We start from the raw sequence: 19,458 nt of genomic DNA on the forward strand, positions 1-19,458 counted from the left end.
ATTAGTTTAATCTAACAGCAGGATTACCATGCACTGTAGTGTATTCTTTTACTCTGCGTAATACAAAACTCACTGCACCAACGCATGCCCCTTTTTCAACACGAACATTTTGGTTTATTACTGCTGATGTATAAATAGTAACTTCATCTTCAATAATAGCCCCTCCTGTACAAACTACATGGCAATCAATCCTCGAATAATTTCCAACTTTAACGTCATGCCCAATTATTGTTGAAACCTGTATTAATGCAAAATCTCCAACTATTGATCCCGATCCCAAAGTAGCATTCTGAAGAACAATACTTCCAACACCAATCTTAGAATCAATATGAATATTTGCAGATGGATGTATTAATGTGATAAAATCACCACCTTTATCCTTTATAATTTGAATGTATTTCTTTTTATATTGAATATCTCCTAATGCGCAAACAAATACATCGTTGTCACAGACAACATAATCTTCAACAGAATTTACTATTGGAGGGTAACAAGTAAAATCATTTAGAGCATTCTTTTTATCATCTAAAAAACCTTTTATTTGATACTCTACTTTATAACCAGGGCATTGTAATGCCAAATTATAAATTTCACGACCAAACCCTCTTGCTCCAATAATTAATAAATTTTTCATATTATTTTTTTAAACACTCAATTATTCTCCCCAACTCTTCTTTGCCCAAATCTGGGTAAATAGGTAAACAAATCACTTCATCAGCAACCCGTTCTGCAACTGGCAGCCTACCTTTCTTTGCTGACTCCAAACCTTTATAGCTAGGGAATTGAGAAATCAAAGGGTAAAAGTATCGACGTGCAAAGATATTATTCTTTTTTAATTTTTCGTAAACTTCATCTCGAGTCATTCCATATTTATCTTTATCAATAAAAATTGGATAATAAGCATAATTATGCACAACACCCTCAATCTCTTCAAGAAATGACAGCCCTTCAATAATATTTAATTGTTGAGAATAAATATGTGCTATTTCTTTTCTTTTTTGAATCGAATCATCAATTGTCTTTAACTGTAAAGTTCCATATGCAGCCTGTAATTCATTCATCTTAGCATTTATCCCAGGAGCTACTACAGTAGTTTCATCTACAAAACCAAAATTCTTTAAGTTGTCAATTCTTTTTTTAGTTTTAGCATCGTGGCTTATTATTGCACCACCTTCAATCGTATTGAAAACTTTAGTTGCATGAAAACTTAAAATCGACAAATCGCCATAATTCAAGATACTCTCACCATCTTGTTTTACTCCAAATGCATGAGCAGCATCATAAATCACTTTTAAACCATAATTATCGGCTATTTCCTCTATCCTCTTTAAATAGCAAGGGTTACCATAGACATGAACAGGCATTATTGCCGTTGTTCTTGGAGTAATTAGTGCTTCTATTTTATCTGGATCGAGATTTAAATAATCCGGTTCAATATCACAGAAAACAGGTTTTATATTATTCCAACGTAAGGAATGAGTGGTTGCAACAAAACTGTAAGGAGTTGTTATCACCTCACCTGTAATCCTTAAGCATTGTAATGCAGTAACTAAAGCTAAAGTTCCATTCGAAAATAATGACACATACGGCACGCCCAAATATTCAGCGAGTCCCTTCTCAAATTCCTGATGGAATTTCCCATTATTGGTCAGCCATTTACTATCCCAAATTTCTTCTAACATCGGAATAAAATCATCCAATGCAGGGAGAACTGGCTGAGTAACTAATATCTTTTTTTCTTTCATCTTTCAACAGGTATAAATTCTTGTATAATTTTCAAACCATCTGTGAGCGCCTCTTGTTTAGATAGATACGCAACAGTAAAATAACTTACTATACCAATAATTATTTGCATTAAAAATAAAACAATGGACATTTCATATATTTTTGCTACAATTAACATTACTGCAACCATTATTAAGGATGCTAAAAGTGTCGGCAGTAAATCTTTCAGCTGTTTAAATAGTGGATAATGAACTAATTTATTTGTGTAATAGGAATTTATAAAAAATGCCACAAATGAAACTATTACATTAGACCACACTAACCCCATAATGCCCCAGTTAAGACCTATAGCTATCCCAACAATACCTATTCCTTTTTTTATTAGCTCTAATTTTAAAAATAAATCAGTTCTCCCTTTCACTTGGAGTATAGATAAATTTATGGCATGTAAAGTATACAACGTACCAGACAAACACAATAATTGGAAATAGGGCACAGCCAATAACCATTTTTCACCTAATACATAATAAAACAAAGGATGAGCGACTACAGCTAATCCTAACATTAAGGGGAAATTAACAAATGCTAATAGTTTTATGGTCTTTCTCAGTGCTAATAATAATTTCTCTGGTTCATCTTGCAATTTTGATAATGTAGGAAAGGTAACACTTCCAACTACTGAATATAAAGTAGATACTGGTACTTGTGAGAAATTTTTTGCCTGGGTATAATATCCTAAATCTTTTGCTGAAAATAATTTCCCAATAATTAATAAGTAAATATTTTGAAATATTTGATCTAACAAACTTGACAATAATAATTTATATCCAAAATTGAATAATTCTTTAAACGATTCTTTTGAAAATTGCAATGATGGTCTCCAATTGCTGAAAATCCAAAAAAACATACTTCTAAATAAGTATATTAATACCATTTGAGCAGCTAATGCCCAAACTCCGAAATTAAGGTAAGCCAAAGTTATTCCTACAAAGGCTGAGGCGATATTAGAAAATAATGTCGCTTTTGCTATAGTCTTAAATTCTATATTTTTACGGAATTTCGCAAATGGCACGACCGCCCATGAATCAAAAATTAAAATCAATCCCACAAAACGCAACAACCAAATTAATTCTAACTGATTAAAAAACGTGGCAATGAAAGGTGCTGTGAAAAATAAGATGACATACAATACGATACTTACACCAATATTACAAAAAAACACGGTTGAATAATCTACGCTACTCGTATTTTTCTTTTGAATTAAAGCATTTCCAAAGCCACTGTCAACAAAAACCTGAGACAGGGTAATGAAAATTGTAAGTATACCAATTAAACCAAAATCTGCTGGCGTAAGTAATCGCGCAAGAATAATTTGAGTTATCAACATTATTATTCTTGAACCAAACTTTTCCATGAAACTCCAAAATACTCCTCTTATAGTTTCTTTCTTTAAAGAATCAGTCAACGTAGCTATTTTATTAAATTTAATAAATATTGTCCATATTCATTTTTCTTCATAGGTTCTGCAATTTCTTTCAATCGTTCAGAACTAATCCATCCTCTTTCAAAAGCGATTTCTTCTAGACAAGCAACTTGCAAACCTTGTCGTTTCTCAATCGTTTCAACAAAACTGGAGGCATGAGCCAATGATTCATGTGTGCCAGTATCTAACCATGCAAAACCACGACCTAATAGCTTTACGTTTAAAGTCTCCTCCCTAAGGAACTCTTGATTTACTGTTGTTATCTCCAACTCACCCCTATTAGAGGGTTTTATGTTTTTAGCAACTTCTACAACAGAATTAGGATAAAAATATAAACCAACCACTGCATAATTGGACTTGGGCTCCTTTGGTTTTTCTTCAATACTTAAAACCTTTCCATTATCATCAAATTCAGCAACACCAAAACTTTCAGGATTATTAACGCGATACCCAAAAACTGTTGCTTTATTCTCTTGTTCAGCTGTTCTCACCGATTCTTCAAGCAAAGGAGTAAATCCCTGTCCATAAAATATATTGTCACCCAAAACCATGCATACAGCATCATCTCCAATAAATTCTTCACCAATAATAAAAGCTTGTGCTAAACCATCAGGCGAAGGTTGTTCGGCATAAGTTAATTCTATACCATAATCAGATCCATCACCTAAAAGTCGTTTGAATCCTGGTAAATCGCATGGTGTTGAGATAATTAAGATCTCACGTATACCTGCCAACATTAATACCGATAAAGGATAATAAATCATTGGTTTATCATAGATAGGCAATAACTGCTTCGATACACCCTTTGTTATAGGATACAATCTTGTACCACTACCTCCTGCTAAAACTATTCCCTTCATCTTATTGAGTTTTATACATTTCGTTATAATAATCATGATAATCTCCAGAAGTGATATTATCCATCCATTCTGCATTATCAAGATACCATTTCACCGTTTTTTCAATCCCTTCTTCAAATTGAAGTGATGGTTCCCATCCTAGCTCTTCTTTTAGTTTGGTTGAATCGATGGCATAACGCAAGTCGTGCCCTGCTCGGTCTGTCACATAAGTAATCAATTTTTCAGATGTTCCTTCCTCTCTACCCAGAGCTTCGTCAACGGTTTTAATCATCACCTTAATCAGGTCGATATTTTTCCACTCATTAAAACCACCAATATTGTAGGTATCTCCTATCTTCCCTTTATGAAAGATGAGATCAATTGCACGAGCATGATCCTCTACATATAGCCAGTCACGCACATTCTCTCCCTTACCATAAACTGGTAGTGGCTTGTTGTTGCAAATATTGTTGATAAAAAGTGGAATCAATTTTTCAGGAAATTGATATGCCCCGTAGTTATTTGAACAATTGGAAATAACAGTTGGCAAACCAAAAGTATCTTGAAAAGCACGCACGAAATGATCAGAAGAGGCTTTAGAAGCTGAATAAGGTGAGTGTGGATCGTAAGCCGTCGTTTCTAAAAAGAAGCCCTCTTCTCCCAATGAGCCATAAACTTCATCAGTAGAAACATGATAGAACAATTTATCTTCTAAGTTCCCCTCCCAAGCAAATTTAGCTGCTTGCAATAAACTTAGTGTTCCCATTACATTTGTCTGAGCAAATGAAAAAGGGTCTTTAATGGATCGATCAACATGAGATTCTGCTGCTAAATGAATCACGCCATCAATTTGATAATCAAGGAATATCTTCTGTACCTTTTCAAAATCACAAATATCACATTTTACAAATTCGTAATTAGACTTATCTTCAATATCTTTCAAGTTAGCCAAATTACCTGCATAGGTTAAGTTATCCATATTAACAATACGGTAGTTCGGGTATTTATTGACTAGCAAACGAACGAGGTGAGAACCAATAAAGCCTGCACCACCAGTTACTAATATATTTTTCATTTATTCCAATTTATAAACATTTATACTATAAGCTATTATACAACTTAAACCATTCAACTAACACTTTTAAACCAACATTCAACGGTACTTCTGACGTATAGGCAACATCCTTATTAAGCTTACTAGTATCGGCGTAAGTAACCTTCACATCCCCATCCTGCATCGGCATAAAATTCTTTTCAGCCTTTTTACCTAAACAAACTTCCATAATAGAAATAAACTCCATCAAGTCAACAGGCTTAGAATTACCAATATTAAACACTTCCGCTTTTGGTTGTTTAGTTGGTAAAGTTGAAACACATCGAACTACACCTTCCACAATATCATCTATATAAGTAAAGTCTCTTTGCATTTCTCCATTGTTGAAAACTTTAATGGGCTCACCTTTTGTGATAGCGTTCGCAAAGAGCATAGGGGCCATATCAGGACGTCCCCAAGGACCATAAACGGTGAAGAAACGCAGACCTGTTGTTGGTAAACTATATAAATGACTATAGGTATAAGCCATCAACTCATTACTTTTTTTAGTAGCAGCATACAAACTTACCGGGTGATCGACACGATCGTCCTCAGAAAATGGAATTTTAGCATTTGCCCCATAAACTGAAGAACTTGAAGCATAAACTAAATGTTCAATTTTGTTATGGCGGCAACATTCTAGAATATTAACATATCCAACGATATTGGATTGCACATAAGCATGTGGATTCTCGATAGAATAACGCACCCCTGCTTGTGCAGCTAGATTGACAACATGAGTAAAACACTCTCTCTTAAACAATCTTTCTAATCCTGAAAGATTAGTAATGTCCAATTTCAAAAATTGATATTTCTGATGTTTAGTACTCTGCACATATGGGAGAGATCCTTCGACAAGCTCAGGATGCCCCTCTGATTTTTCAACTTCAATTCTAGATATTCCTGATTCTGCCAAGCGGGCATATTTTAGGTTGACATCGTAATAATCGTTGATATTATCAATCCCGACCACTTCATGTCCAAGCTTCACCAAGGCCTCCACCAAGTGGAAACCTATAAATCCAGCAGCTCCTGTTACTAATATTTTCATAAAACGCGAATTTCGCTAATTATTACTTTCTAATTTCCTTTACCAATATTGTAGACCTCAAATCCAATCTCTGACAATTGCTTTTTATCTACAATATTTCTACCATCAAAGACAAATGCAGGTTTCAACATATCATTATACACCTTCTGCCAATCGTAAGATTTAAATTCGTCCCATTCCGTTAGTATAGCAGTCGCATGCGCAGATGCCATGGCTTCGTAAGGATCATTATGAACTGTCACTAACGAACGAATCTCATCCATGGACATGATTTCGCCTTGTTCTACATACTGACCAACACGGTGGGTTTGTAAATATTCCAGATCAGCAAAAATTTGCTCTTCTGTTACCTTTGGGTCATAGACATGGATTTCCGCTCTATCCTGTAGCAATTCATCTGCCACATATAAGGCTGCCGTTTCGCGTGTATCGTTGGTATCCTTTTTAAAAGCCCAGCCCAGGAAAGCAATTTTCTTACCCGAAACCGTATTAAATAAAGAATCAATAATATTCTTAGCAAAGCGGTGCTTCTGATAATCGTTCATCTTTACCACTTGCGCCCAATAATCGGCAACTTCAGGCAAATTGAAATGCTGACAGAGATATACCAAGTTTAAAATATCTTTCTGAAAACAAGAACCGCCAAAACCTACAGATGATTTTAAAAATTTGGCACCAATACGAGAATCTTTCCCAATAGCACGAGCAATTTCATCCACATCAGCACCAGTCTTCTCGCAAAGAGCAGAAATCGCATTGATGGATGACACTCGCTGAGCTAAGAAAGCATTGGCAGTCAACTTAGACAATTCAGAAGACCAAACACGGGTGGTCACAATGTTTTCACGAGGCACCCAGTTTAAATAGATATCAACTAGTGCTTGAACAGCCGCTTCACCAGATTCGGTCTGTTCACCACCGATCAAGAAACGATCCGGATTCATTAAATCCTGAACAGCAGTCCCTTCCGCTAAAAATTCCGGACTGGAAAGAATTTCAAACTTCACCCCATTCCCTGTTGAAGTTAATATGGTACGTAGGGCTTCTGCTGTACGCACAGGAAGCGTTGATTTCTCAACAATAATTTTATCATCTTTAGATACTCTGGCAATCTGACGAGCACAAAGTTCAATGTATTTTAAATCAGCAGCCATACCTTTTCCAACACCGTAAGTCTTGGTTGGTGTATTTACCGAAATAAAGATCATTTCAGCTTCATCAATGGCTTTATCCACATCCGTTGAGAAAAACAAATTACGACCACGTGCCTCAGCTACCACATCAGCCAAACCTGGTTCGTAAATGGGTAATTTATCCAAATCAGCATTGTTCCAATCGGCAATACGCTGCTCATTCAAATCTACCACAGTTACTTTAATATGTGGGCACTTTTGTGCAATAACTGCCATGGTTGGCCCCCCTACGTAACCAGCACCAATACAGCAAATATTTGTGATTTTCTTTGTGTTCATATTATAAGGTTAAAGGTTAAAGGCTGTGTACTGAGCGAAGTCGAAGTGTTAAAAACATCGCGATCGTCTGTGACTCAACCTCAACAATTCATATAATTCGTTTTGTTGTATATTTTAAAAATCAATCCTTAAATAGTCATTAGTTGAATAGTCAATGGTTAAAAGAACAGTTATCAATTCCCAATGACACTTCGACAACACTTCGGCAACACTTCGACGAGCTCAGTGACCTACTCAGTGACCTACTCAGTGTCCTGCTCTGTGCACCGCTATTGACAAATGCCTAATGATTACCGGCTTCCCAAACCAAAAAGCAGGATTCATTCTTTACAAAAACTTGTTCTTCATTAGGCTTAATAGTCAACAAGCGAATTTTTCTATTAATTAAATCCTCTGCCTTCTCAACTAAAGTGTTGAGGTAATTTTTATCTATGCTTTCTGCTACAAGTAGCAAATCGACAATTTTAGAATCCTGCCCTTTGGCAAAAGAGCCTGTCAGGTAAACTCGTTTTAAATCTCCCAACTTCTCAGCAATCTCTTCGATGATACTATCCAAACCCACATGCTTACGGATAATGGAATGGAGATCGTTAAAAAGAGGGTGTTTGGTATTGGCATGAAAAACCTTGCGATTTCCTTCAGTTTCTGCCTGCAACAAACCGGCTTCCTCCATACGATTCAGCTCCAAACGAATGGCATTGGATGATTCTCCGAACTCAGCCTCCAGGCCGCGCAAGTAAGATTTCATCTGAACATTCAAAAAGAACTTCAATAATATTTTGATCCTCGTTTTTGAGGTGATTAAACTTTCCAGCATTTTCAGTTATCAAGCCCTTCGGGCGTTTTCGGTTGTCGGTTGTCGGTTAGACTTATAACCTAAAACATACAAACAGAACCTAAAGTCTATTCTTTTCATGACTAATCAATCCCTACTTATGACTAAACAAAGGTTGAGTAGAAATTTTACTCGAAAGTAAATCTTATTTTGATAATTACAAAAGATTTTCACCACAGATTACATAACATGAAGCAAAAAAAATAATCTAACCACTAATGCGCACTTATTGAAATTAATTACGAATTATCAATGACGAATTACGACAAAACTATAAATGTGCGTCGTAGCCGTTCCTGAGTTCAGTAAAACAAACTATTATTCAACAATTCCATCTGAAATTAAAACCGAACAAAAATAGATTAAAAATAAAAGAATCTGACTTGTCAAATCTGTCAAGTTACCCTACGACAAGGATAAAGGAAAAAAGGTTAAATGAAACAATCCCGATTCTCGGGACCAGCAAAGCTGGGGCAAGGTTAAAGGAAGGAAAGGTTAAAAGAGATTAATTACGAATTATCGATAACGAATTACGACAACACTTAGACGCAGATGGACTTCGTCGAGCTCGCAAACTCGGTTAAATATGATTTTAAAAGGTCAATTTTAAATAGGACTTTCGCAAAACAAAACTTTCCCCTTTAGGGGAAAAAGGGGTACTTGAATTAAGCTCATTTACCATTGTCATTCTGAACGCAGTGAAGAATCTCATACGTCACAAGTGAGATCCCTCGTCGCTTCGCTTCCCTCGGGATGACAATGTTCGTCAAGCTCGGTACCGCCACGAATGTTCGGAGTGAGATATCCGAAGGTCATGACAATATATCAATTATAAGTTATGAATTATAAATGCGAACAAAATAATTGATGTAGATTAATGACTTTTCTTTTGTTCCTTTAATTAGTGTCCATTAGTGGTTAAAGAGTAAAAAGATAAAAAAGTAAAAGAATCGCATAACCGATAACTGACAACAGAAAACCAATAACCTATAATTTTAATTTGTGTCATTTGAGTAATTTACTCGCAAGCTCGTCAACATGTTAGTGGTTAAATCTGTTTTTTTTACAAGAACCACCTCCCCCGATCACGATCGGGTACTCCTCCTTGGAAATGAGGAGAAAACTTGAATGTCGTCCTGACACCTGACTTACTCTCTTTTAATTAGTGTGAATTTACTCACAGGCTCGTTAACATGTTAGTGAAAATCAGTGGTTGAATATTTTTTAACCTGCGATATTCACTCGCAAGCTCGTAAACATACTAGTGTTTAGATTATCTTATTTACAATATCGCCCTAATTAAACCCAAACAAGAAAGGCCCGGTGCAATACCAGACCTTATAATTCTTAGTTTTATATCACTAATTATTAATTACAAATCAACAATTAACTTTTATGCTTGCCACTGCTCCTTAACAGATCCCAGAAACTGCTTCCCGAACACCATACCCACACCAACAACACCTCCAAGGAAGGTCCAAATAATTAGAATCATTGGGCGTTTCGGTTTTGATTTATCTAAAGGGACAGCAACTGGTTCGATAATGGTAAACACAGGCGTGTCCTCTTTCACTTGAATCTTTTGAGTTTCCAACTGCTTGGCCAGTTCGGTATAGACCGATGAAGCCATGGAGAATTCCGACTGCAAACGTTCCATTTGCGTTTGGGCCATAGCCGTACTAACATTTTTATTCTGATCGCGAAAACGAGCCAGCTTGTTTTGGGCAGCTGTAAAAGCCTCCTTCTTCTCGGCATAACGCTCCTCTACAAAAATCAACTGATCTTTGGCCTTTTTGATCTTAAAATCGGTAATGGCCTCCTGCAATAAAACTTGGGCACGTTGCACCATCTCTGCCGCTGGTCTGGCCTCAGGCATACGAGCCGAAATTGAGACATAGCCGTCCTTATCGTTCACCTCCAATGATAATTGTGAAGACAATAACTCCATCAATTCCTTATCATCTTGAGAAATAGTTAACAAATGGTCATTCCCTTCGACTCCGCTCAGGGACCTTTGGTCTTCTCCACGGATAGCTTTAATGATGACTCCCGGTAAACCGATCGTGTATTTTTTGATATAACCGAACAGTCCGGGTTTGGCAATCTCCAAATAATAGTCCTGAAAGGTCACCTTTCCCTTTTGTTCTGCTATGGTCAAAGGGGTTTTCATCATCTCCTTCTGAAAAGGAACTGAAGCGATAATCTTGGGATAAAGTGTAGGGGGAATGGTTGAACCACCGCCCATAGAACCCAGATTGATACCCGCCATGGCTGCCAATCCTCCCAAAGAGCCTCCTAACTTAGAACCACCTTCTGCTGATTGGGGTACCATAGTTGTGGATGCTGTATATTCTTTTGCAGAAAACAGAGCAATAAACAAACCCAAAACCATAAAAATCAGGGTGGTTTTAATGACCGTTCTTCGGCCTGCCCATAGGGTTTTGGCAAGTTGGATTAGATCTATTTCGTCCTCATGATTCGAGGCTAATTGTTTGTTGTTATTTTGTTCTTGCATACTCTTATATACTAATTACACGAATTAATGCTAATTACGCGAATGACACCTTATTTTCTTGAATTAACTATTTCTCATACGTCATCCTGAATTTATTTCAGGATCTCATAGTCAACTTCAACAAATTCCGCCCCTCACACTTATCGGGACAGAATGACGAATGCATTTATTCTGGGATACTCTCGTCTACTTCTTGATTTTCTACTTATTTATATATCAAAAGTCAAATCCTTTAAATCAGGATTCATCTCTCTTATCAAATTGAATTTCCATTCTCTTCTCCAATTTTTCAATTGCTTTTCTCTGACTATTGCCTCTCTTATATCATCAAATTCTTCATAATATATAAGATCGGTCAAATTGTACCTTTTCGTAAAATCTGAACCTTCTCCCTCAGAATGACTATTTATTCTATTGGTTAAATTAGATGTAACCCCAATATATAAAGTTGTTCTATTCTTATTACTTACAATATAGACGTAACTCTTTTTCATTTCCAGTTCACAAATCTATTATTTAGATCCTGAAACGAGTTCAGGATGACGAAACTCAAGATATTCATCTTTAAAAAGCAAATCAACCATTAGCATTATTCGTTTAAATCCGCGTAATCAACTTATTTAACATCAACACCTCGACAACACTTCGACAAGCTCAGGGCACCGCGCTCAATGTGCAACTAACTAATGACCAATCACTATTGACCAGCGACCACTCTCTACTTAATCGCAATGGATATAGCCGTAAACATGCTCACTACAGCAGATGTAATACCTAACCACTTACCTGCCTGTGCGGTTTTATCGACCTGAGGTTTCTCCGGCACAATAATCTCACAACCTGGTCGAACCTTAGGGTAACGACGACCAAAGATGCTTCCTTTTGTTGATTCTGCGGTTCCGTTGGCGTAAAGCACATACACCTTACTTTTCTTTGCTGACTGAGCAAATCCACCACTTGATCGGATATATTTCTTTAAACTCTTTCTGTCTTTATAAGTCAATGCTACGGGACTTAAAACAGCACCTGACACTTTCACCGTTTGCATCTGCTCCGGAATCAAAAGCTGATCACCATCCTGCAATTGCAAGTCATCTACACCCCCCGGCTGCTTAAAAATTTTTATCAAATCGATCCCTACGACCTGATAAGTCACTCGCTTTACATCAGCCTCATTCATTGTCGTATCTTGTTTTGCCAAAGCAAGTTTAGCCTCATACTCAGCCTCACTCATTTCGTGCTTTCTGCGTAACGAAGCACCTTCAACAAAGGCCTCAGGGGTTACACCTCCTGCACGTCTGATCACATCCGAAATCTTTTCGCCTTTAAATGTCAAACCAAAATCGCCAGCATAAGCCACTTCGCCCTGTACTTTTACAACTGCCTGAGGACGATAGCCTGGAGCACGACGCACATAAACCTTATCGAAAGGATTTATAACAAAAGCTGCATCTTCATCAGCCATTTTCAATTGTCTGTCAACCGGAAATTGGAAGGAATGAGATAATTTATTTGTTAAGGATTCAATCTCCTTCTTATTTAAAATACGACTGACTTCAACAGCAGAAACCTCTGCTTGCTCCAAGAAACCTCCCGCCATATAGATGAGATCAGCTAATTTTAAATTTTCAGCAAAAGCGTAGGTTCCCGGAAATTGAACTTCACCCACAATCTCAACCGTTTGTGCTTCGCGCATATCAAAAATTGAAGAAATCTGAATCTTGTCATTTTTCTTCAGTGCAATATCAGTTTTTCCATTCAATACATCACGAAGTGAAAAAGACAGGCTCTCAAAAGTGAAATCCTTTTTCTTACGAATAATAACACCACGTTCCATATAAGCTTCTTCTTTGGCGCCCTCAGCACGGTCTAGCAATTGAGAAAGCATTAAACCTTCTGTCATTTCATAATTCCCGGGACGATATACAGCACCTTCAACACTTACCTTATTTTCGAAACGATCAATCACTAATCCTGCAACAATAGAATCTCCATTCATTAAAGCTGTTGATGCAAAACCCGATGCGGCAACATCCTTAAAAGTCATGGTTCGTGTGTTGTTTCGATACAATTCAACACGGTGCGTATAGGCATTTTCAGAAAAACCTCCTGCATAACGGAGCATATCAGCCAAACTTTCATCTTTCTTCGCTTCAAACCAACCATTACGCTTGAATTCTCCGGCCACTTTAACTCTATTCGAATAAGGACGAACCATAATCACATCCTGATCTCTCAACTGAATATTCTCAAGTGTTTTTCCATCTATTAAATAAGCATAAACATCGATAGACGAAATGATATTGCCATCACGCAAGACATCAATCTGTCTGAAAGACCCCTTTTTATTAGGACCTCCAGCCAAATATAAAGCATTAAAAGCAGAAGCCGTAGCAGGCAAAGTATAGGTTCCCGGCACATTCACTTCACCAATCACATTAACAGTAACTGCTTTTAATTGTCCGGCACTCACATCAACAAAGGTATTGGGCTTGTCGCCTTTTAATCCTGAATAAATCGACATCAAACGCTTCTTAATTCTATCCTGAACTTTAGAAAAGCTTAAGCCTCCCACTTGAACGGGTCCCAAGTCAGTAATATATACACTACCATTAGATTGTACCAGTAGATTGTAAGTTTGCTGAGAAGCGCCATAAACATTAACAACAAGCTCATCCCCTGCACCTAAGGTATATGAATCAGAAATCGGCACATCAACAGAAGGTGCAAAAGTCAATTTTTCTGAATTAAAGAAATGAAAACCAAAAATCTTACTTAAATCCTTTTTGACTTCATCATCCAATTCTACTTTGGGGCTTAACTCGTCGACAGTCTCTAGTCCAGACTCCTCATTCAATTTATTTAATTGGGTTGAATCACCACGAGAACTCCATTTCAAAGCTTCTATACGACGACGCATATCAGAGATCTGAGTTTCCGAAAACCCTTTAGCTCTGGCCATCATAATAACTTCTTCTATACTCAAGCCTCTCCTATTCATCTCGTCAACAGCTTTCTGTATTTGAGCATTGCTCAATTTCTCAACATTAACCGTTGAAGGATTCACATTTTGTGCCACCAAGGTTTGTGACAGATTAACAAAAATGAAAAGAATTAAAATGGTTTTTAGAAACCGAATCATAATGTGTATTTTATAAATTTTATAATCGTGCAGATATTACAGACACTAGTAAAGTTTGTTTTGATGAAAACAAATAAAAAACGGATGAGTGCATTTCATTAGTCAGGCAAAAGTAAAAATTTATGCCCAAAGCAACAAGTTTTCTCACTCTGCAATTCAACAAAAAAAAACAGGAACAGGAACAGGATTGAAAGTACATATCCAAAACAGCTTTTTCCTTTAAAGTGCAAAAATAGAATATCTCATAAATCTTGTTGCTTGTCAAACTTGTCAAGTTGTATAAAAGACCAATCATCTTTAAAGGCAAAGAGACGTAAATGCTAAAAGGGTTGCGTAATAAATCAGATAAAATCAAAGGTACAATTATAAAAAAAGACTCTAATGCAACAAAGACTAAATCAGCCTAAACAAAACATAAATCCAAACCTCAAAGTTTCATCCAAACAAATGACGGATGAAAATCAACAAACATACCCCCGGTATCACCTACCCGTAAACACTGAATATCAAACACAAAATATCTTTTTACAAAAATAAGTTCCTTGAAATTTGAATATATACTTTCTTTATCTCTATCTTTGTAGCCTAGAATGGAACACGCAATTATTCAATCTAGACCACATTTATTAGAAAGTGAAAACCTTCACTTTTGCGATTCCTATTTCAACAATTATTTTTCGATATTCGATTTATTCATGAGACGAAAAGCCTGCGATTCAGGTCTCAAATCTCATTTATTATACCTTACATTAAAACCAACATTGTCTGCATTACCGACAATTGTTGGTTTTTTTTTGATATTAAAAACAACCGTTATATACAAATTCTAAAAATTAAGAAATGGATAACAGAAGCTTAGTGTCTATTGACGACTACACCAAAGAAGAAATTTTGGAAGTGCTAGCCAGAGCAGCAGAATTTGAAAAAAATCCAAACTCCAACATCCTGGAAGGAAAAGTGATCTCCTCTCTGTTTTTTGAACCATCGACAAGAACCCGTCTGAGTTTCGAAACGGCTATTAGTCGCATGGGTGGGCGCATCGTTGGTTTCTCCGATTCATCATCATCGAGTACAAGCAAAGGAGAAACACTTAACGACACCATTAAAATGGTAAGCAACTATTCCGATCTAATCGTGATGCGTCACCCCATTGAAGGTTCTGCTCGTTGGGCTTCTGAAGTTTCTGATGTTCCTGTGATTAATGCAGGTGATGGTGCCAATCAACATCCTACCCAAACCATGCTCGACCTGTACTCCATCCAAAAAACTCAAGGCACACTTGAAAACCTGAACATTTTCATGGTAGGTGACCTAAAGTATGGCAGAACGGTTCATTCCTTATTGATGGCACTTTCTCACTTCAACCCAACTTTCCATTTTATTGCGCCTAAAGAGCTTGAGATTCCCAGAGCCTATAAAATTTTCATGGATGAAAACAACATCACTTATTATGAGCATACCGAATTCGATTCCATCATCAACGATGCTGATATTCTGTATATGACTCGTGTGCAACGTGAACGTTTTGCCGATCCTTTGGAGTATGAAAAGGTTAAAAATGTGTACATTCTTAAAAACAATATGCTAAAAGATACGAAAGACAACCTACGTATCCTTCATCCACTACCAAGAGTAAACGAAATTGCTGTTGATGTGGATACTAACCCGAAAGCTTACTATTTTGAGCAAGCTTTAAATGGTGTTTACGCTCGACAAGCTATCATTGCAAAAGCTCTAAACCTATAAATTTAGAACTTTTCCGGCAAGCCGATATCTATCGGAATCATTTGGAACAATTTATTAAATTAGACTAAAAGTACATTAAGATATGACAGCAAAAAAAGAACTTCAGGTTAGAGCTATCAAAAATGGAACCGTTATCGACCATATTCCTGCAGACCTCCTTTTCAAAGTAATCAACATTCTTGAGTTGGATAAATGTCCAACATCGGTCACTATTGGCAACAACTACAAAAGTGACATGCTAGGCAAAAAGGGCATCATCAAAATAGCTGAGAAATTTTTCGAGGCTGAAGAAATCAATAAAATCGCATTGATTGCCCCTAAAGTAAAATTCAACATCATCAAAGATTATCAGGTTGTTGAAAAAAGTGTGGTTGAGGCTCCAAACAAAGTTGAAGGAATCGTTAAGTGCATGAATCCTAAATGCATTACTAACGTTGAAGAGATTTACACAAAATTTAAAGTGGTAAACTCATCTCCGATTACTTTAAAATGCCACTACTGTGAAAAGATTACCGATCACAAAAATATACACATCAAGTAAGCCTGTCTTATTCGCTTATTTATACAAAGGAGTTTCATTACGGAGCTCCTTTTTTCATTTACAAGTTGATTGTTGGTCAATGGTCATTGGTTGATTAGTCATTAGTCACAGGTTTTATCCCGACCTTTTCGACTCTTAGACTTTTTGACTTTCCCCACTTTATCCTTTCTTTCCTTTAACCTTATCTTCTTTTCTTTACCTTTGCGGCTGAAAAATAACAAGCAGGTGTTTTGAACCTGATCTAAAAAAATGGGTATGACTATCGAAAAACTTCAAAATATCGTTTTACAGGCTTTAGAGTTTGGACAAAATGGTAAAACAAAAGCATGCAACGAACACTTACGCTTAATCTACTCATCGCTTCAAGCCAATCCTCTTCTTCTTTGGGAAAGCAGCCAGGTTTCACAACTTGGGAAAAGTATCATTTTAATGCTGCATCTCGATTTGATTGATGATGAAGAAAAAAATATCGGCTTGACTCTTCTTGCCTACCTTTTTTTATCAAAGGGCATTCAAAATGAAGAAAAAATGCCTGAGACTGACATCTGTGAATTGTTTCGCATCCGCAAGGATCGTATTATTCTGCTTAAAAGCTTCGACGACTTTTTTGTAGACAGCTTACAGGAAATCTATTTTGCAAATGAAAAACCCGCTAACAGGGAAGCCTATAATGAACAACGTAAAGCTGTTTTGAGCCGTGTTCCACTGATGCAATTTTCTGATATTTTCGATATAGAACAAGATTATCCTAATTTAAGAGATGATGAATTTCTACTTGAAACAGCCAATTACATCGAAATGGAAGACGAGATCACCTCAGACAACCTAAGAGAAGCAAATCTACTACACAAGACTCTGTTTAAATACGAATTACAAAGATTAAAAGAGGGTAAAATGAACTACTAACTAGTCAATGTTAATTAGTCAATAGTTCCCGGCTCCTGAGGCAGCTATCAGTTGTCAGTTATCGATTCTGCAAATTTTAAGACTTCATCAAGAGCTGAATCGTTTTTTTATAAAACCTATCAGAGACAACTAAGTAGAACGCTCATAAATTTATATTCCAAGCTTTTGACTTTATCCTTTACACTTTCTTTCCTTTATCCTTATTTTCCCTTTAAGCTTTACATTCTTTTTGATTGATTATTCTTATCTTGAGGCTTATTTAAAAAGAGAATAAGGAATCTGAATTTCCACAAGAAAAGGAATTGATAAATATGACTCAAAAGAAATACGACCTTATAGTAATAGGAAGCGGTCCTGCAGGTTTTTCGGCAGCTACACGTGCCATCGATTTTAAAAAATCAGTCTGTATTGTTGAAGCGAATCATCTGGGAGGAGCTGGAATTATGAATGGTGCACTCACGTCAAAAGCGATGTGGGAGTTATCAAAAGATTTTGATATTGCTTCTTCTGTTAGTCGAGGCTACAGAGCTTCAGGAATCATTGCCAACTACAAGCAAGTTCAGAAAACAATTGTTCAGGCTGCCAAACAAAAACAACTTCAGATGCTTTCCCAAATTGAAACCTTTTCTGAAGCAACAGACACACACGGCAGTTTGTGTTTAAAATATGGTTGGGCCCGATTTATCGATTCTCATACCATCGAAATCAAACGGAAAGATGGCATTGAACAAATAAAAGGTGACAATATCATTATTGCTACGGGGTCTCGTCCCAGAGAAATACCGGACATTGAGATTGATCAGGAACGGATCATTGATTCTGAAGGTATCATGAACCTCAAGGAATTTCCTGAACGCATGATTATCATTGGTTCAGGTATTATTGGTTGTGAATATGCCACCATCTTCTCCAACTACAAGCAAACTGAAGTTCACCTGCTGGATCGACAACACAAAGTAATTCCATACGAAGATGACGATGTGAGTGAATTCGTTTCGAAAAGTCTTGAAAACAATGGGGTGATTATTCACCACACAGCCAACTTAAGAACCATACGCAAGCGTAGCGATTGCTTAGAAGTTGTCCTAGATTATCAGGATGGTCATTCTACAGTAATTGAAGTTGATGTGGCTGTTGTTGCTGTAGGCCGAATACCAAACCTGGACAATATGGGACTCGAAAATGTCAATATTCAAACCACAGAAAGAGGCTATCTGGATATAAATGATGTGTGTGCGACTGACAACTTCCAATCTTGTAATATTTTTGCCGCAGGAGATGTATCCGGACACGCCCAACTCTATTCAGTAGGAGAACTTCAAGGACGTTTTATTGTAGAAGCGCTATATGGCAATCAGGACTACCCTCTTGATTATTCCAATATGTCAACCCTCATGTTTTTTAAACCCGAGGTCGCAGCAGTAGGACTAAATGAAAAAGCGTGTAAGAGCAAAGGTATTCCTTACAAAGTTGCCACCTACTCAAACTCCCTAATCAACAGAGCCGTTGCAATGCGAGCAATGGATGGTTTTGTTAAGATTATTGTGAGCGATGATGGTGAGAACCGAATCTTAGGAATGCGTGCTGCCGGGCCACAAGCCTCAACCCTTATCACCTCAATAGCCTATCAAATTACTCAGAAAAATACACTTAAAGATATTCGAAAAAATGTACACCCTCACCCCAGTATATCCGAAGGTGTGCAGGAGTGTTTACGTGTTTTTGAAGGAAAATCGATCTACAAACCTCAGGCATTCCCTGATTTGATTAAATTAAAATCGTGGAAACCGGAAATCCAAGGATAAAGACAACAAGGTTAAAGGTTAAAGGAAATAAGGATAAAGTGAACAAGGGGAAAGGAAGAGAAAGATAAAGTTTATAAAGCATGGAAAATAACTTGCAAGAGCGTTTATTTCGATTTTCAGTAGATATTATCAAAGAAGTTAGAAATCTACCCAATTCTCGGGAATATCAAGTCATATCTTACCAACTACTCAAATCGTCAACATCTGTGGGTGCAAATTATGAAGAAGCACAATCGGCAGTTTCAAAAGCCGATTTTCAAACAAGCTTAGGACTTCACTTAAAGAAATAAGAGAATCAAACTACT

Annotated in this window: 16 protein-coding genes; 5 read left to right on the plus strand and 11 right to left on the minus strand. The window is 36.8% G+C overall.

Features of this window, described 5'->3' with window-relative positions; genetic code table 11:
* Position 1: 1 nt before the first annotated feature.
* The 11 genes from EO244_RS09810 to EO244_RS09860 form a co-directional block, all read right to left on the minus strand.
* A complete protein-coding gene (locus tag EO244_RS09810; protein WP_129254501.1) occupies positions 2-634 on the minus strand; it encodes an acetyltransferase in 633 nt (210 codons plus the stop codon).
* A 1-nt stretch (position 635) separates the two neighbouring features.
* Positions 636-1,745: a DegT/DnrJ/EryC1/StrS family aminotransferase gene (locus EO244_RS09815; protein WP_129254502.1), complete on the minus strand. Its 1,110-nt coding sequence runs from the start codon at positions 1,743-1,745 to the stop codon at positions 636-638.
* Entirely contained in the window at positions 1,742-3,190 is a 1,449-nt protein-coding gene (locus EO244_RS09820) for a lipopolysaccharide biosynthesis protein (RefSeq protein WP_129254503.1), read from the minus strand. Before EO244_RS09820 ends, EO244_RS09815 begins: the two co-directional genes overlap by 4 nt.
* A gap of 5 nt (positions 3,191-3,195) precedes the next feature.
* A complete protein-coding gene (gene rfbA, locus EO244_RS09825) occupies positions 3,196-4,068 on the minus strand; it encodes a glucose-1-phosphate thymidylyltransferase RfbA (protein WP_129254504.1) in 873 nt (290 codons plus the stop codon).
* Position 4,069: 1 nt separating this feature from the next.
* Positions 4,070-5,122, minus strand: coding sequence for a dTDP-glucose 4,6-dehydratase (rfbB, locus tag EO244_RS09830; RefSeq protein WP_129254505.1), 1,053 nt, complete (start codon positions 5,120-5,122; stop codon positions 4,070-4,072).
* Positions 5,123-5,147: 25 nt separating this feature from the next.
* On the minus strand, positions 5,148-6,191 hold the full coding sequence (locus EO244_RS09835) for an NAD-dependent epimerase (protein ID WP_129254506.1): 1,044 nt from the start codon (positions 6,189-6,191) through the stop codon (positions 5,148-5,150).
* Between the two features lie 29 nt (positions 6,192-6,220).
* Positions 6,221-7,663 (minus strand): UDP-glucose 6-dehydrogenase, encoded by a 1,443-nt coding sequence (locus tag EO244_RS09840; protein WP_129254507.1) that lies wholly within the window; start codon positions 7,661-7,663, stop codon positions 6,221-6,223.
* A gap of 283 nt (positions 7,664-7,946) precedes the next feature.
* Positions 7,947-8,411 (minus strand): nucleotidyltransferase domain-containing protein, encoded by a 465-nt coding sequence (locus EO244_RS09845; RefSeq protein ID WP_206734530.1) that lies wholly within the window; start codon positions 8,409-8,411, stop codon positions 7,947-7,949.
* A gap of 1,480 nt (positions 8,412-9,891) precedes the next feature.
* Positions 9,892-11,013: a Wzz/FepE/Etk N-terminal domain-containing protein gene (locus EO244_RS09850; RefSeq protein WP_129254509.1), complete on the minus strand. Its 1,122-nt coding sequence runs from the start codon at positions 11,011-11,013 to the stop codon at positions 9,892-9,894.
* A 209-nt stretch (positions 11,014-11,222) separates the two neighbouring features.
* Positions 11,223-11,507, minus strand: a complete 285-nt coding sequence (locus tag EO244_RS09855; protein ID WP_129254510.1) for a GIY-YIG nuclease family protein — start codon at positions 11,505-11,507, stop codon at positions 11,223-11,225.
* Positions 11,508-11,731: 224 nt separating this feature from the next.
* The gene (locus EO244_RS09860) at positions 11,732-14,155 is read right to left on the minus strand and encodes a polysaccharide biosynthesis/export family protein (protein ID WP_129254511.1); all 2,424 of its coding nucleotides are present in this window, start codon (positions 14,153-14,155) and stop codon (positions 11,732-11,734) included.
* 840 nt (positions 14,156-14,995) lie between these two features.
* On the opposite strand from EO244_RS09860, the gene pyrB reads away from it, so the two are divergent.
* The 5 genes from pyrB (at position 14,996) to EO244_RS17010 (ending at position 19,443) form a co-directional block, all read left to right on the plus strand.
* Positions 14,996-15,901, plus strand: coding sequence for an aspartate carbamoyltransferase (gene pyrB, locus EO244_RS09865; RefSeq protein WP_129254512.1), 906 nt, complete (start codon positions 14,996-14,998; stop codon positions 15,899-15,901).
* 82 nt (positions 15,902-15,983) lie between these two features.
* Complete coding sequence (gene pyrI, locus EO244_RS09870; protein WP_129254513.1) at positions 15,984-16,442, plus strand: aspartate carbamoyltransferase regulatory subunit; 459 nt, start codon at positions 15,984-15,986, stop codon at positions 16,440-16,442.
* A 255-nt stretch (positions 16,443-16,697) separates the two neighbouring features.
* Positions 16,698-17,348: a hypothetical protein gene (locus EO244_RS09875; protein WP_129254514.1), complete on the plus strand. Its 651-nt coding sequence runs from the start codon at positions 16,698-16,700 to the stop codon at positions 17,346-17,348.
* A gap of 311 nt (positions 17,349-17,659) precedes the next feature.
* Complete coding sequence (locus EO244_RS09880) at positions 17,660-19,153, plus strand: dihydrolipoyl dehydrogenase family protein (protein WP_129254515.1); 1,494 nt, start codon at positions 17,660-17,662, stop codon at positions 19,151-19,153.
* Between the two features lie 80 nt (positions 19,154-19,233).
* Positions 19,234-19,443, plus strand: a complete 210-nt coding sequence (locus EO244_RS17010; RefSeq protein WP_206734531.1) for a four helix bundle protein — start codon at positions 19,234-19,236, stop codon at positions 19,441-19,443.
* Positions 19,444-19,458 lie beyond the last annotated feature (15 nt).

Source organism: Ancylomarina salipaludis (assembly GCF_004122035.1).
GTDB lineage: Bacteria > Bacteroidota > Bacteroidia > Bacteroidales > Marinifilaceae > Ancylomarina > Ancylomarina salipaludis.